13 protein-coding genes and 1 tRNA gene are annotated in these 14,509 nt (G+C 59.7%); 10 read left to right on the top strand and 4 right to left on the bottom strand.

The window, feature by feature from the left end; translation table 11 throughout:
• Positions 1 to 173 precede the first annotated feature (173 nt).
• The 10 genes from FB466_RS06650 to deoC all read left to right on the top strand — a co-directional run bounded on the left by FB466_RS06650 (position 174) and on the right by deoC (position 10,075).
• Entirely contained in the window at positions 174 to 524 is a 351-nt protein-coding gene (locus FB466_RS06650; protein ID WP_170206053.1) for a YciI family protein, read from the top strand.
• 2 nt (positions 525 to 526) lie between these two features.
• A complete protein-coding gene (locus FB466_RS06645) occupies positions 527 to 1,735 on the top strand; it encodes a DUF6596 domain-containing protein (protein ID WP_170206052.1) in 1,209 nt (402 codons plus the stop codon).
• A complete protein-coding gene (locus FB466_RS06640; protein WP_141917043.1) occupies positions 1,732 to 1,938 on the top strand; it encodes a hypothetical protein in 207 nt (68 codons plus the stop codon). The genes FB466_RS06645 and FB466_RS06640 overlap by 4 nt, the downstream gene beginning before the upstream one ends.
• 283 nt (positions 1,939 to 2,221) lie before the next feature.
• Positions 2,222 to 3,205, top strand: a complete 984-nt coding sequence (locus tag FB466_RS06635) for a substrate-binding domain-containing protein (protein WP_141917041.1) — start codon at positions 2,222 to 2,224, stop codon at positions 3,203 to 3,205.
• 81 nt (positions 3,206 to 3,286) lie between these two features.
• Complete coding sequence (locus FB466_RS06630; RefSeq protein ID WP_211344781.1) at positions 3,287 to 4,357, top strand: galactitol-1-phosphate 5-dehydrogenase; 1,071 nt, start codon at positions 3,287 to 3,289, stop codon at positions 4,355 to 4,357.
• A gap of 4 nt (positions 4,358 to 4,361) precedes the next feature.
• Positions 4,362 to 5,894: an FGGY-family carbohydrate kinase gene (locus FB466_RS06625; protein ID WP_141917039.1), complete on the top strand. Its 1,533-nt coding sequence runs from the start codon at positions 4,362 to 4,364 to the stop codon at positions 5,892 to 5,894.
• A complete protein-coding gene (locus FB466_RS06620; protein ID WP_141917038.1) occupies positions 5,891 to 6,841 on the top strand; it encodes a sugar-binding transcriptional regulator in 951 nt (316 codons plus the stop codon). The genes FB466_RS06625 and FB466_RS06620 overlap by 4 nt, the downstream gene beginning before the upstream one ends.
• Positions 6,838 to 8,337 carry a sugar ABC transporter ATP-binding protein gene (locus FB466_RS06615; RefSeq protein ID WP_141917036.1) on the top strand — a complete coding sequence of 500 codons (1,500 nt, stop codon included), beginning with the start codon at positions 6,838 to 6,840 and terminating at the stop codon, positions 8,335 to 8,337. The genes FB466_RS06620 and FB466_RS06615 overlap by 4 nt, the downstream gene beginning before the upstream one ends.
• The gene (locus FB466_RS06610) at positions 8,334 to 9,353 is read left to right on the top strand and encodes an ABC transporter permease (RefSeq protein WP_141917035.1); all 1,020 of its coding nucleotides are present in this window, start codon (positions 8,334 to 8,336) and stop codon (positions 9,351 to 9,353) included. Before FB466_RS06615 ends, FB466_RS06610 begins: the two co-directional genes overlap by 4 nt.
• A gap of 35 nt (positions 9,354 to 9,388) precedes the next feature.
• Positions 9,389 to 10,075: a deoxyribose-phosphate aldolase gene (gene deoC / locus FB466_RS06605; RefSeq protein ID WP_141917033.1), complete on the top strand. Its 687-nt coding sequence runs from the start codon at positions 9,389 to 9,391 to the stop codon at positions 10,073 to 10,075.
• Between the two features lie 297 nt (positions 10,076 to 10,372).
• Here the strand turns inward: deoC and FB466_RS06600 are convergent.
• From FB466_RS06600 to FB466_RS06585, 4 genes are all read right to left on the bottom strand, one after another.
• Positions 10,373 to 11,595 (bottom strand): IS3 family transposase gene (locus FB466_RS06600; RefSeq protein ID WP_141914895.1). Its coding sequence is split into 2 segments (ribosomal slippage): positions 10,373 to 11,310 and positions 11,310 to 11,595, totalling 1,224 coding nucleotides; the frame shifts between segments, so codons are not numbered across the junction.
• A 249-nt stretch (positions 11,596 to 11,844) separates the two neighbouring features.
• Positions 11,845 to 11,921, bottom strand: a tRNA-Met gene (locus FB466_RS06595).
• 10 nt (positions 11,922 to 11,931) lie between these two features.
• Complete coding sequence (locus FB466_RS06590; protein WP_141917031.1) at positions 11,932 to 12,891, bottom strand: AraC-like ligand-binding domain-containing protein; 960 nt, start codon at positions 12,889 to 12,891, stop codon at positions 11,932 to 11,934.
• A gap of 50 nt (positions 12,892 to 12,941) precedes the next feature.
• Positions 12,942 to 14,321 (bottom strand): MFS transporter, encoded by a 1,380-nt coding sequence (locus FB466_RS06585; protein WP_141917030.1) that lies wholly within the window; start codon positions 14,319 to 14,321, stop codon positions 12,942 to 12,944.
• Between the last annotated feature and the right edge of the window lie 188 nt (positions 14,322 to 14,509).

Genomic DNA, 14,509 nt, shown 5'->3' with positions numbered 1-14,509 from the left:
GACGTTGACGTTCTGTGGCACGTATCTTGCGGCGCTAAATGGTGGCTGGCCGGGACTCCAATCCTCCGTGCGAATGTGACATGTCTGCTCTTTCTTGGCACCGGTGTCGATTTCCTTGGTGCTCATCCGTCACCATGATGATGGTGCGCGTGCACCCCGAGAGGAGAAGAAGTATGAAGTACATGCTGTTGTTGACCGGAGACGGCGATGTTCCCGCGTGGGATGGGCTGGATGAGTCTGAGCAGGCCGCACTCATGGAACGGTTCGAACAATTCCAGAGTGAGTGCACTGCCCGTGGTGTTGAAATTTTGGCAGGGGAATCTCTCGAAAACGGCGAATCTGCCACCACCGTGCGCAGATCGGCTGGTGCGCGGGTGATCTCTGAAGGACCGTATGCCGCCGCCTACGAAGGACTGGGCGGGTTCTATCTCGTGGAGACGCCAAGCCTTGACCTGCTTCTGGAACTCTCGGACGTTCTGCCGCCGTACGACATGGAGTTCCGGCCGATCGATCCGATGGGGTGAGCGTGGAAGGCGCAGATCAGGCAGTGGCGGCGCTGGTGCGTGAGCACTGGGCGTCGCTACTGCGGTCTCTCATTTCGTTCTCCGGCCGGGTGGACCTCGCGGAGGATGCTCTTGCTGCTGCATGCGAGCGTGCGCTGAGTTCCTGGGGCGGGCAGACGCCTGCGCATCCTGTTGCCTGGATTCGTCGTACAGCTCAGCGCGCGTTGATCGACGAGTTGCGCCACGAGCAGGCATTCGCGCGAAGGCAGCACCTGGTCGTGACCGAGGAATCAGTTGAGGCGAACGAAAGTACACTCGGCATGGTCGATGATCGTGTCGAGATGCTGTGGTTGGCCTGCCATCCTGCTCTTGGGAGCGAATCTCGACCGCTGCTGGCGCTGCGTTTCGTATTCGGCTTGTCAACCGAGCGGATCGCACGCATGTTTCTTGTGAGCACATCGACCATGGCAGCGCGCATCACCCGGGCCAAGAAGCGCGCAGCGCTGGCTGGCTTCGCGCTGACGTCTTCCCGTGAGCATCCGGAACGCGCCGACGACGTCGCTCGCGCGATCTCAGTAGCGTATGCAGCTGCTTATTTTGCCAGTGACGAGTCCGCCGCCGACCTCGTCACCCTGTTGCATCAGACCGCGGGGAGCCGCCCTCATCCGGCGCTTAACGCGCTCGCTGTACTGATCTCACTCACCCATGCCCGCCGCGATGCCCGGATCGGTGCCGACGGGCGTCTGCTTACTCTGGCCGAACAGGATCGCTCCCTCTGGCATGTGAGTGAGATGACGGCGGCACTTCGCCAATACACCGCCCTGTCTCCGAGCGTCGGGTACGCGGAGGAGCTTCGCGCATACGCCACGATCGAGGCAGCACACGCTGTGGCCCCCGATAGTGAACGCACGAACTGGCGCCTCATCGACGCAGCCCACGATCGGCTCGCCCAGCTAGGCGACTCACCGCTGGACCGGCTGGAGCGGGCGGCAGGACGCGCTGCCTCCGGCCGCCCGATCGCCCGCGCTGACGTGGAAAGGCTACGCCGCGAGCTCCCAGACCATCACCGAGTATTGGTCGTTGGCGCACATCTGCTGCGACAAGAAGGCGACGATCTGGGTGCCGACGACCTTCTCCGTCGCGCCATCGAACTGTGTGAGTACGAACACGAGCGCCATGCTCTGCATCACCTCCTCAGCGACAGCGGCGCATCAGGAGCAACGTCTGATTGAACGACGACTTCGGGATCTCGGAGTCAGGTCTGCAGCGCTGGCTGAAACTGGCCGATATCGAGGACGCTAAACGGCCCGGAGTGACCCAGGCTGACGCTGCCGAGCTGCGGGAGGCGAGGAAACGGATTCGGCTGCCGGAGCAGGAGAACGAGATCCTGCTCCGGGCTGCCGCTTATGTGTCGCAAGCATCGCTCCCACAATGAGGTTCCCGCTGATCCACGAGTTGGCCGCTGACCGGCGAATTCCGGTCGCGTTTCTCGAAGGAACCACCGTCGATTTATGAGCACAGCGCGACCATCTGATGCTGGTGCTGTGGATCTCGGACGAAGAGAGGGCGTTGTTTTGCGCGAAGAGCACCGTTTTTGCTCGTTTGTTGGCCACGAACATCTGTTTGTGCTCATATGAGCAAAATGTTCTACATAAGTTGTTTTCGTTGTTGGGCGTTCTTACTCTAGGGACTATTCGTTTCGATCAAGGAGGCTCACAATGAAGCGACTCTCATACGCTCTCGTCGCGGTACCCATCGTTTTGGTGCTGGCGGCATGCACAAGCACACCCGGCGGTACTACCGGCGAGAACACCGCCGGTGCATCCGACGGTACCGTCACCGTTGGGTTCAGCCAAGCAACTCAGCAGTCACCGTTCTACGTCGAACTCGGAGACGGTGTGAAAGAAGCTGCCGCCGACAACGATGCCGAACTGGTCTACGTAGACGCCAACGGTGACGTGACCAAACAGAACAACGACATCGAAGACCTCATCACCAAAAATGTGGATGTTCTTCTCATCAACCCGGTCGATCCACAGGGAATCGCCCCGGCGCTTGCATCCGCCAAAGCCGCCGGTATCCCGGTTGTCACGGTTGACCGCTTTGCCGAAGGTGCCATCGCCCACGTCGGTCGCGACAACGTCGAAATGGGAAGGCTTGTTGGTGAGGCCGTGTCCGACAAGCTTGGCGAGGCCGGGGGAAAGATCATCGAGATTCAGGGTGATGCCGGAGGAACCGTTGCCGCCGATCGCAAGCAGGGTTTCCACGATGCGTTTGACGGCAACAGCGCCGTCACCATCGTTGAAGGTCCCTACGCCGAATACATTCGCGCCAATGCGGTTACCGCAATGCAGGACCTGCTTCAGGCAAACTCCGATGTCGCGGCAATCTATGCCCACAACGACGACATGGCTCTTGGTGCCCTGCAGGTGCTCAAAGAGAACGGCCGTGACGACGTCATCGTTGCGGGTGTTGACGGGCTTATGGAAGCCGTGAAAGCAATCGACAACGGAGACCAGTACGTTGCCACGTCACTCAATGACCCCATCTCGCTTGGGTCGGTAGCCGCCGACACCGCCATCAAAGCGGCCAAAGGCGAAACCGTAGACACAGACATCGACGCGGGAACACAGCTTGTAACCACGGAGAACGCCGCATCGTTTGTCGGCGACACCCTCTTTGCTCGCAGCGAATCCAACTAGTCATCCACCGTCAGTGTGCCCGGGTCCAAACCGCCCGGGCACACAACCCCCACCGTCCCTCGCGGAGAACTGGAGCAAACAATGTCAGAAAACACCAACAATAGAAGTTCAGGCGGCACCATGACGGCCGCGGTGCTCTACGCACCGGGAGAGATTCGGGTTGAGAACGTCGCCATACCAACCATCGGTTCGGGCGACCTGCTGGTCAAAGTTGCGGCCTGCGGTGTGTGCGGGTCCGACATCCCTAGAATGAATTTTGCCGGAGCGCACCGGCACCCCATCATTTGTGGTCACGAATTCTCCGGCTTCGTCACCAAAGTCGCACCGGATGTTGCAGGATTCGCCGTTGGCGACCTGGTTTCTGTTCCCCCGCTCCTGCCCTGCCGAAAATGCGACAGTTGTCTCGAAGGCCACTTCAGTCTCTGTGAAGACTACGACTACTTTGGGAGCCGACGCGACGGTGCCTACGCCGAATATGTTGTGGTTCCGGCCGACAACGCTCTGCTCATGCCCGCCGGTGTAACCCCGAAAGCAGCGGCAATGATAGACCCGTCAGCAATAGCCCTGCACGCCATTCGACGCACCAGGCTCGGCAAAGGGTCGCGTGTGGCCGTCATCGGAGCCGGCCCAATCGGTCTCTTTGCTGTTCAGTGGGCCCGCATCCTCGGCGCCACCGAGGTACTCGCCGTAGACCTGAACGAGCAAAAAGCCGACATGGCCCGTGAAGCAGGTGCCACAATGACAGCGACCTCCGAAGAGCAAGCACGTGAACGCGCCGGAAAAGGATTCGACGTTGTTATCGAATCCGCAGGAGTTCCGCCCACCATCGCGTTGGCTGTCAAACTTGTTGCGCGTCGGGGTGAGGCATCTTTCATTGGAATACCCCACACACCGGTTGAACTCGACAAAGCAACGTTTAGCAGTTTCCTGCGCCGGGAAGTCTCCCTGCATGGAAGCTGGAACTCTTTCTCCTCGCCCTTCCCCGGCGAAGAATGGACCATCTCCGCCGAACTCATGGCAAGCGGCGTGCTCAAAACCGACTTTATGATCACCCACGAACTCCCACTCTCAGAGGTTCCCGCAATCATGAAGCAACTGGCCGAGCGGTCTATATTTAGCTCAAAGATTTTATTCCTCCCCAACGGAGAATAGAAACATGTCTCTCTTTCTCGCAATCGATGTCGGCACCGAGAGCGCGCGGGCCGCAGTCTTCACCGACGATGGACACACGGTCGGTGAAGGACAGCGCGGGTATGCCACCAGATTCCCCCAACCTGGGTGGGCAGAACAGGACCCACTCGAATGGTGGAACTCCGCAGCGCAGGCCTGCCGACAGGCACTCACCGCTGCAGGAACAACAACAGTGGATGCCGTCAGCGTGGCCACGACCGCGTCATCCGTTGTGTTTCTCGACGTGCACGGCAGCCCCGTGCATCCGGCCATCTTGTGGATGGACAGTCGCTCGGTTCTTGAGTCGCAGAAAACGGCCAAGACTGAGCATCCGGCACTCGCCTTCTCCGGGGGTTCGGATAGCTCAGAGTGGCTCGTTCCGAAAGCCATGTGGTTCGCAAAAAACCGACCGGAACTCTACCGAGACTCGCGCTACATCGGAGAGTCTGTTGACTACCTCACCTACCGCCTCACCGGAGAGTGGGTCGGATCGCGCCTCAACGCCACCTGCAAATGGAACTACGACCACCGCATCGGCGAACTGCCCGTTGATCTGTACGAGGCATTGGGTGTGCCCGATCTACACACCAAGCTCCCATCGCGAATCCAAGAAGTGGGGGCACCCGTTGCGCCGCTCAGTGACGCGGCTGCCCAAGACCTGGGCCTCACCAACCGGCCCATCGTCGGTACCGGAGGGATCGACGCTCACCTGTCGCTGCTGCCGCTTCGTGGAATTTCGGCAAACCCGGTATCCATCGTTGCGGGAACGTCCAACGCCTTCGTGGCGGAGGCCGACGAGCCATCATTCAGCCCCACCATTTGGGGCCCATACCCGGGTGCCCTCACGGAAGGCCGCTGGCTGATCGAAGGTGGACAAGTGTCGGCGGGGTCATCACTCACCTGGCTGGCAGAAAAAATTGTGGGACAGAAGCGCGAAAATATTGCCCAGTTTGTGGCCGAAGCGAGCCGCATTGCACCGGCCTCCCACGGACTGCTCATGATCGACAACCTGATGGGCAACCGCACACCTTACAGAGACCCTGAGCTGCGGGGCGCGTTCCTGGGCCTTACCCTCGGCACAACTGCTGCTGCCCTCTATCGGGCGGCAGTTGAAGGTGTCGCTTTCGGCACCCGCCAAGTGCTGGAATCGTTTGCCACCGTGGGGGTCGATACCACCGACGTGTTCATGACCGGTGGAATACGTCATAACCCGCTGTGGCTACACACCACGGCAGACGCTCTCGGTCGCCCAATAACCCTCGTGACCAACTCCAACATGACGCTCAGCGCCTGTGCGGCGATAGGAGCCGTAGCGGCTGGCGTCGAGAAAGACCTGGCCGCCGCGGCGAAGCTATTCCCCGTTGGCACCCGCGTCATAGAGCCGTCGCCCGAGTCAACCACAGCCCTCAGCGACAGCTACGCCCTCTACGTCGAAGCCACGGCAGTAACTGCCGGCATACACCATCGGCTCAGCCAGTTGGCAACCGCCGCTGCTCGCCGAAACGGGGCTGAATCATGACCGGAGACGAAGAACTTCTCGCAATCAAAGCATCCGTTCTCTACTACGAAGACGGCAAAACCCAAGACGAAATTGGTGCATTGCTCGGTCTCAGTAGGTGGAAAGTTGGGCGGCTCCTCAGCGACGCCAAAACGGCCGGGTTTGTGCGGATCGAAATTGTGCACCCCCGAGCTCGGAAGCTGGAACTTGAACGACGTCTCCGTCAAGAAATGGGACTCGTGGATGCTGTGGTCGTCCCCTCACTCGGACAGGCCGACTCGGACGAGCTCCAGTCACGCGTCGCCCTCGCAGCGGCCGAATATCTCACCTCGGCTCGTCCAGTGCCCCGCACGCTAGGCATCAGCTGGGGTCGCACGCTTCACGACGTAGCACAGCAACTGCGCCAAGACTGGGCAACCGGAGTCAACGTGGTACAAATCAACGGTGGTGTCAGCCTCAACAAGCGGGCAAGCTCTGCCGCAAACACCACAGCAACCATTGCCCAGAAGGGTGGGGGAGAGGCGCTGCTGCTTCCCAGCCCAGCGATCCTGGAACGAGCAGAAACCAAGCGAATTATCGAAAATGACCGCACCGTCGCGCAGGTGCTCACCGCAGCGCGAAGCGCGTCCGCCTTCCTGTTCAGCGCGGGGCTGGCGGACTCTAGCTCCGTGCTGGTTGACAGCGGGTACCTCACGCGCGACGACGTACGTATCTTGGTACAAAAAGGCGCTGTCGGCGACGTTCTTGGCCGCTTTGTTGATGCCAACGGAAACGTTGTAGACCCTGCCCTTGATGAGCGCACGGTTGGCATCACTATTGATGAGCTGCGAGCCGCCCACACCTCTATCGCCGTCATCTCCGGGCGATCCAAGAACGACATCTGCCGCGTGCTTGTGAGCAGCGGGATCTGTACGGTGCTCGTTACCGACGAAGGTAACGCGCGCTACCTGTTGGAAGGAAAACAATGACCAGCACACCTGACACGCTGCTCGACATGCGAGACATCGTCAAAAGCTTCCCCGGCACCAAAGCTTGCCAGGGAACGAGCCTCAGCGTTCGCGCCGGAGAAGTGCACTGTCTGCTTGGCGAAAACGGTGCCGGCAAATCCACTCTCATGAAAATCCTATCCGGCTCGTACCAGGCCGATTCGGGTCAGATCATCATCAACGGGGCAGAGTATACGTTTGCGAATCCCAATGACGGCATCGCGGCTGGGATCGCAGTGATTTACCAAGAGCTCGACCTTTTCCCCGATCTGACAGTCGCCCAAAACCTGTTCCTCGGGCATTCACCATCCCGTGTCGGGATCGTCAAGCGGGCCCAACGCCGTGCCAACGCCCAACAGTACCTCGACCGGGTTGGGGCAACATTCTCGCCGGATGCGGTGGTCAGTTCGCTGTCCATCGCAGATCAGCAACTCACCGCCATTGCGCGGGCAATCACCGTTGACGCCAAAATCATCGTCATGGATGAACCCACGGCGACCCTGGGTGAAGCAGACGTCAAAAACGTGTACCGCGTCATCCGGTCATTCATTAGTGAAGGCCGCTCAGTGATCTATATTTCTCACCGTCTCGACGAGGTGCGTGCTGTTGGAGACCGTATTACCGTGCTGCGTGACGGAAAAGATGTCGCCCACTACAACGTCGCCGACACCACGGAGGAGCAGTGGGTCGCGGACATGATCGGAGACAAATCCAAGGAGCTTGCTGGCACAAACAGACGGCCCATGCCCACAGGGGAACCGCTGCTGAGCATTGACCGGGTGAGTATCCCCGGCCTCATCGAGATTGAAGGAATAAACGTTCGACCGGGGGAGATCGTTGGTCTCGCCGGGTTGGGGGGAGCGGGGCGAACCACCCTGCTCTCCGCCGTCTTTGGGGCACGACGTTCAGCCAACACCATCCGAATTTACGGGTCACGGGTATCGATGCGAACCACCCGTGATGCTCGACGACTCGGCTTTGGATTGGTGCCGGAAAGCCGCAAAACGGAAGGTCTGATGCTGGGCCTGTCCGTGACCCGAAACGCGGCCATGGCCTCCCATGACCAACCGCCGTGGCTGCTGCCGCACGCTAAAGGTAAAGAACGAACGCTTCCCATTCTCACCAGACTCGGGGTCAAGTTCTCAAGTCCTAACCAACTTGTCGGCCAGCTCAGCGGAGGCAACCAGCAAAAAGTTGTTCTCGCCAAATGGTTGGCACGGGACACCCGGATACTACTGCTCGATGAGCCCACTCGCGGGCTTGATATCGGCGCAAAAGCCGACCTGTATCGACAGGTTCACGCCCTCGCCGAGCAGGGGGCTGCTGTCCTTGTGGCCAGCAGCGAGCTGACAGAACTTGTCGCAAACGCGGACCGAATAGCGGTTCTCCACGAGGGCAAAAACATCGGGTTCTTCGACCCCAGACAGCACACAGAAGCAGAAATTACCCACGCGATCATCAGCGGAGAGATCTCATGAACCACAAACTAGACACACCAGTAACGGCCACAGGGCCGGTTGCCGCCACACCGTCACGGTCTTCGGTCTGGAAACAAAGGGGCGCAAGTTGGCTGGTTAAAGGCAACCTGCTCATCGTGTTTCTCGTCATCTGCGCGGTGGCGGCCATGCTGTCGCCCGAGTTCCTGACCGTGCGCAACCTGTCGAACCTGTTGCAGCAGTCCAGCCTCACCGGCATCATTGCCGTCGGCATGACGCTTGTCATCCTGACCTCGGGCATTGACCTGTCTGTGGGAAGCACAGCAGCGCTGAGCGGAATGGTTGTCGCCATAGCGTTGGATGGGTTTGTGCCCGTACCGTTGGCGATCCTTCTCGCCCTGCTGGTGGGTGCCGCCCTTGGATTCCTCATGGGGTCTATCTCTGCGTGGCTCAGGCTTCCCGCGTTCATCGTGACACTCGCCGGTTTGACAGCCATCCGCGGACTCGCCTATCTCACAACCGACGGAAAACCTGTCGGGCAAAACCTGCCCGAATCGTTCACACTCCTGGGGGGTGGCTACATCGGCTACATTCCCACCACCGGCATCATCTTTGTTGTCGTTGCCCTCCTTGCCGCCTGCCTGCTGCGATTCACAACATTTGGCGAATACATTTACGCGGTCGGAAGCAACGAAGAAGCGGCCAGGCTGTCGGGTGTTCCCGTCAAATGGGTTCAGGCATCCGTGTTTGCACTTTCCGGGCTGACCGCAGCAATCGCCGGTGTGCTCCTCACAAGCAGGCTCACCATCGCCCAACCCACCTCATTCCAAGGCGCAGAGCTTGACGCGATTGCCGCCGTTGTTCTGGGTGGGGCTAGCCTCTTCGGTGGCCGCGGGGGAATCGGAGGCACATTCATCGCGGTACTCCTGCTCTCCGTGCTCAAGAACCTCTTCAACCTGATGGGTATGGGCTCGTTCTTCCAAATGGTGGTCACGGGCGTCATCCTCATTCTGGCCCTCATCCTGAACAAGGTTCTTGATGTTCGTCGAGCCAACTAGACCATCAACAGATAAACAACAGAAAGGCATCCACCTTGACCTCGTCTGCAGATCTCAGCCGCATCATTGACCATACGCTTCTCGCATCCGACACCACCGCCGAACGGATTGACTCGTTTCTCGAATCAGCGGTAGCCCTCGGCGTCGCGAGGGTGTGCATCTCCCCCAGCGTGCTGCCCGTCAACAAACGGGGGCTCGAAATTGTGACGGTAGTTGGGTTCCCCTCGGGAGCCCACAAAAGCAGTATTAAAGCTGCTGAGGCGGCACAGGCCATTCTCGACGGCGCAGACGAAATAGATATGGTCGTCAATCAGGGGCTCGTCAAGGCGGCAGACTGGGACGCGGTCGAGGCTGAAATTGCGGCCGTGCGGGCAGCGGTACCCGTCGGAAACATCCTCAAAGTCATTATCGAATCCGCAAATCTGACGGATGCCGAAATTGTGCACACGGCGCAGGCTGCTGCTGCCGCCGGTGCCGATCAGGTAAAGACATCCACCGGCTATCACCCGGCGGGTGGGGCCAGCGTGCATGCGGTCAGCCTCATGGCGAAGACTGTGGCACCGGAGCTGGGAGTTAAAGCATCCGGTGCCATTCGTTCTGCCCAAGCTGTGCGCGACCTCCTCGCTGCCGGAGCAACACGTTTCGGGGTGTCTGGAACCGCCGCAATCCTCGCCGAGTGGGATGGGGCGGACGTAGAACCGCCATCGACGGACGCCTACTAGGAGCATCCGGTGGTCGCGTTGTGCTCCTGTGGGTTGCATGAGGGACAGCTGTCGCCTTGACTGGCTCACTGACCAGCGCAACAGCAGCCCCGTGTCAGCGAGGTGAAAGCCGTGCTTGGGTTTTTAGAAAACGTGGCCGAACTTTAGGCCGGGCGAGCTCTGACGTTCGCACCGATTGAACTCTGCTGTGTTCACGACAATATTTGTGTAGCAGGACGAACCGTCGGAGCGTGTGATGGCTCCGCCAATAGATGATCTTTTGGTTTGGCCTGGGTTTAGTTCCGACTATTTTGTTCATCACTCGACGGTTGTCACGAGTGACTGCGCCTCAGCATAGTACGCCGTCTCAACCTCGACCGGGGTTCGCCTGCCTAGCTCGCCGTGGAGGCGCTCATTGTTCCACCACCACACATACTCCAGGGTGGCGAGTTCGACTTCCTCAACTGTTTTCCAGGGGCCACGCCTGCGGATGAGTTCTGCTTTGTAGAGCGCGTTCACTGACTCGGCCAGGGCATTATCGTAGCTGTCACCTACGGTCCCCGTTGAAGGAATCGCCCCCAGTTCTCTGACGCGGTTGGAGTAGACCATCGACATGTAGTTCGATCCGTGGTCGCTGTGATGCACGGCCCCGTCGAGCGTTCCACCTGATTGCCAGGCCGCCATCTCAAGCGCCTGCAGCGGCAGTATCTCAGCTTTCAGTGTTGAGGCAACGTTCCAGCCAACGATCTTACGATCAAAGACATCAATAATGAACGCGGTGTATGCGAACCCAGCCCACGTAGCAACGTAAGTGATGTCACACACCAACAACTTCATTGGCCCGTCGGCCACGAACTGGCGTTCGACGAGATCACCCGGCAGCTGATCCCTGACGTCACTCGTTGTTGTGAAGGCTCTCTTCGAACGACGTACTCCACGCACTCCGGCGATTTTCATCAGACGCTCGGTTTGGTCGCGTCCGATGACCCACCCTGCTCTGGTGAGGAGGGCGTGCATCTTGCGGCGCCCGTAGACGCTGTAGTGCTGTTTGTGGAGTTGACGGATCTCGGTGACGAGAATCTCGTCGCGTAGTTTCCTGACCGACGGGAGTCTGTGTTTCGCTGCCCGATATCCTCGGGACGTCAGAAACCCACGAATTGCCGAGCCCAGCACACGGCACAGGAACTCAACCCCGAAACGATCACGATAGGTATCGATGAATTGGATCATTTCGTTCGTGGGGGGTCGAGTTCCTTGGCGAAAAATATGCTCGCAGCTCGCAAGACTTCGTTTGCTTTCTTGAGTTCAGCGACTTCGCGGCGCAGTCGCCGGTTCTCCTCGTTCATATCAGTGGTCACGCCGGGTTTTTGGCCAGTATCGATCAGCGTTTGACGATGCCAGATACGCAGCGTGTCTGGTGAGACACCGAGGAGCTTGCCGACCTGGTTGCTGGCTGCGTTGAGGCTCGTATGCTCGGGGAGCGCTTCGGTGAGCATACGCAGCGCGCGTTCACGGAATTCTGGTTCATATTTGTTTGCCATGGTGTTCCTATCCTTGTTGAAAGTACGGAACTAAACCCAGGCCAAACCACTTTCGACGGCACGGGATGTTCTTGCCGCACGCAGGATTGGTCTTGCGGGTGACGCTCTGGGGAAGACTAGCCACTCATGGAAGAGGCAGGCGGGAAAGAGAAAAGGAACCACCCCGTAGAGTGGTTCCTTTTCTCTGCTAGCTATATCGGAACTCCTATAAAAGTTACTTTTTGAGAAACTTTTGCAGTACGTCCCAGCTGGTTGCGGGGGCAGGATTTGAACCTACGACCTCCGGGTTATGAGCCCGGCGAGCTACCGAACTGCTCCACCCCGCGGCACAAGAACTCACTCTAGCATGGATCGGCGTTGTCTCGGGTGTTCGAGCTGTTTTCGAAACTCTCGCGGACTTTTCCCGTAGGTCGCCCGAAACAGCTTTGAAAAGTGTGAGGGGTCGGCGAACCCCCAGCCCGCAGCGATCTCGTGAATGCTGTGCTGCCTACTCGGGTCGGCCAGCTCTCGCCGCGCCATGTCAAGCCGGCGTTGCCGTACCCACGTCGATACGGTGGTGCCGGTTTCCTGGAACAGGCTGTGTAAGCGTCGAGTGGAGATAAAGTTGGCGCGCGCGATGGTGGTGGGGGAAAGGTCGGGATCCCGAAGTCGGGTCATAATGTACTCTCGAACACTCACGAGAAGCGTGTGCCTGACCTCGGTTGTCGTGGGTGTGGTCTGGCCGCGGGCCTCCAGGACTGCGGCCGATACCATGTCGATGACGGATTGCGTGAGAGTGCTGCCAAACGTACCGGTCAGCGCGTCCATGTTTGCGGCGATACCCAGGAGAAACGGCGAGACGATTCGGCCCAGACCGTTGTCTCTCGATATTCGTGCGCCCGCGATCTGGGCTAGCTCCCGCGGGGGAAGTGAGACGAATTGCTGCGGAAACAGGATGATCAGGGTGCGCGACTCGTCCGTAAAAACGCGGCGAAAGGGAATGGTCGAGTCATAGATGGCAAAGTCACCGGGTCGGAGCGTCGATATCGTGTCCTGCTGTTCGAGCGTACCGCTGCCCTCGATCTGAAGGGTGATGGTGTAAACCGGGTCTGGGGGCATTTCATATGCCGGGCGACCTCGCGTGAGAGTGTGCGGCATCGCCCAGACAGTGAAGAATCTCACGTCGCCCACGGTTCGGGTGGTGAGCTCTGCCTCGAAGGTATCGCCGTGTTCGCTCTCAATTGCGAGGGGGAGGATTAACGAGTTCACGGTCTGTCGCCATCGGGAGAGACCGTGAACTCGTAGCGGAAGTCTCATCGTCGGGTGACTCCTTTGTGCCTCACAACGATTCCAGGCTACGCCATCGGTTAGGTGCGACTCATTCCGTAGATGGCAGGAGCAGACTGCTCCTCTTCATGGTCGGGGCCGAGCGGTATTCCGGTGCGGTCGCGGATGGCCAGGGTTGCCGCGAAAGCGATGGTTGCCATGATGGTGAGGTAGACACCCACCGAGACGGATGTCCCGGTTGCCTGTACGAGCGCCGTCGCGATCATGGGAGCGAAAGCCCCGCCCAGTATGGAACCAAGTGCGTATGAAATTGATACACCCGAGAAGCGGATGGACGCCGGAAACAGTTCCGCATAGAACGCGGCCTGCTGCCCATAGGTGAAGCCAAGCCCCACCGTGAACAGGCACAGCCCCAGACAGAGCAGCCAGATATTCCCGGTGTTGACAAGGGCGAAGAGCGGGAAGATTGCTGCGATGAGGGCGATCCAGCCCACGATGTAGGTTGCGCGACGGCCGATTCGGTCGGACACAATTCCGGCCAACATGGTGAAGATGAGCCAGGTGACCGCCGAAATGGATACCGCAACGAGGACGGATTGGCGGTCGAGACCGACGGGGCCATCCGGGTTGGTCGCGTAGTTTTGGATGTAGCCTCCCGTGGTCATGTACCCGGCGGAGTTCATGCCGGCAAAGGTCAGAGCCGCGAGGAGGACGAGCCGCCAGTGCTTGCGGAACAATACCACGACGGGTTTCTTGGTGCGCTGGGCGCGATCACGAATCTCCAGGAAGACCGGGCTTTCCTCCACGCTGCGGCGCACGACGAAGCCCACCACGATGAGTACGATGCTGAGCAGGAACGGGACGCGCCAGCCCCACTCGATGAAGGCCTCGCCGGGGGCAACCGCGGTCATAATAGCGAGCATTCCGGTGGCCAGAAGTAGGCCGAGCGGGACGCCGAGCTGAGGGAAGGCTCCGAAGCGCCCGCGCTTGGCGTCGGGGGCGTGCTCGACGGCCATGAGTACGGCGCCGCCCCATTCGCCGCCTGCGGAGATGCCTTGCAGGATGCGTAGCAGCAGGAGGAGTACGGGGGCCATGACGCCGATCTGGGCGTATGTGGGGAGTACGCCGATGAGTACGGTTGAGGCCCCCATCAGGATGAGGGTAATAACGAGCATCGCCTTGCGGCCGAGGATGTCGCCAAAGTGGCCGGCCAAGAATGCCCCGAGCGGCCGGAAGAGGAAGCTGACACCCACCGAGCCAAACGAGAGCAGGATGGCCAGCTGTGGCCCGGCGGGTTCGAAGTAGAGCTGTGCGAAGACGAGCCCGGCGGCGTTGGCGTAGAGGAAAAAATCGTACCACTCAATCGTGGTTCCAACAACGGTTGCGACGGCGACGCGGCGGGTGTCGCGACGCTGAGAGGGCGTGGCCTGATGAGGGCGCACTGTGGTGGGGATAGCCATTTCTGTGACTCCTTTGTCGTGTGGGATGGCTGAGCCTCCGTGAGCCAGTGGCGTTCGGGGGCTGAATCGACAGGCTAGGGGAAAGGCGGTATTGCCCTCAACCGGCTCCGAAGCGCCGTATGTGGATAAAATGCGCGTGAATTAGCGACAGAACGCTCGGTAGGTATATCGAGCGTGGATCAAGGTGT

Origin of the sequence: Klugiella xanthotipulae (genome assembly GCF_006716695.1) — a bacterium.
GTDB lineage: Bacteria > Actinomycetota > Actinomycetes > Actinomycetales > Microbacteriaceae > Klugiella > Klugiella xanthotipulae.
Note: the sequence above shows the minus strand (reverse complement) of the source record. Positions and strands in the feature narration are given on the sequence as shown.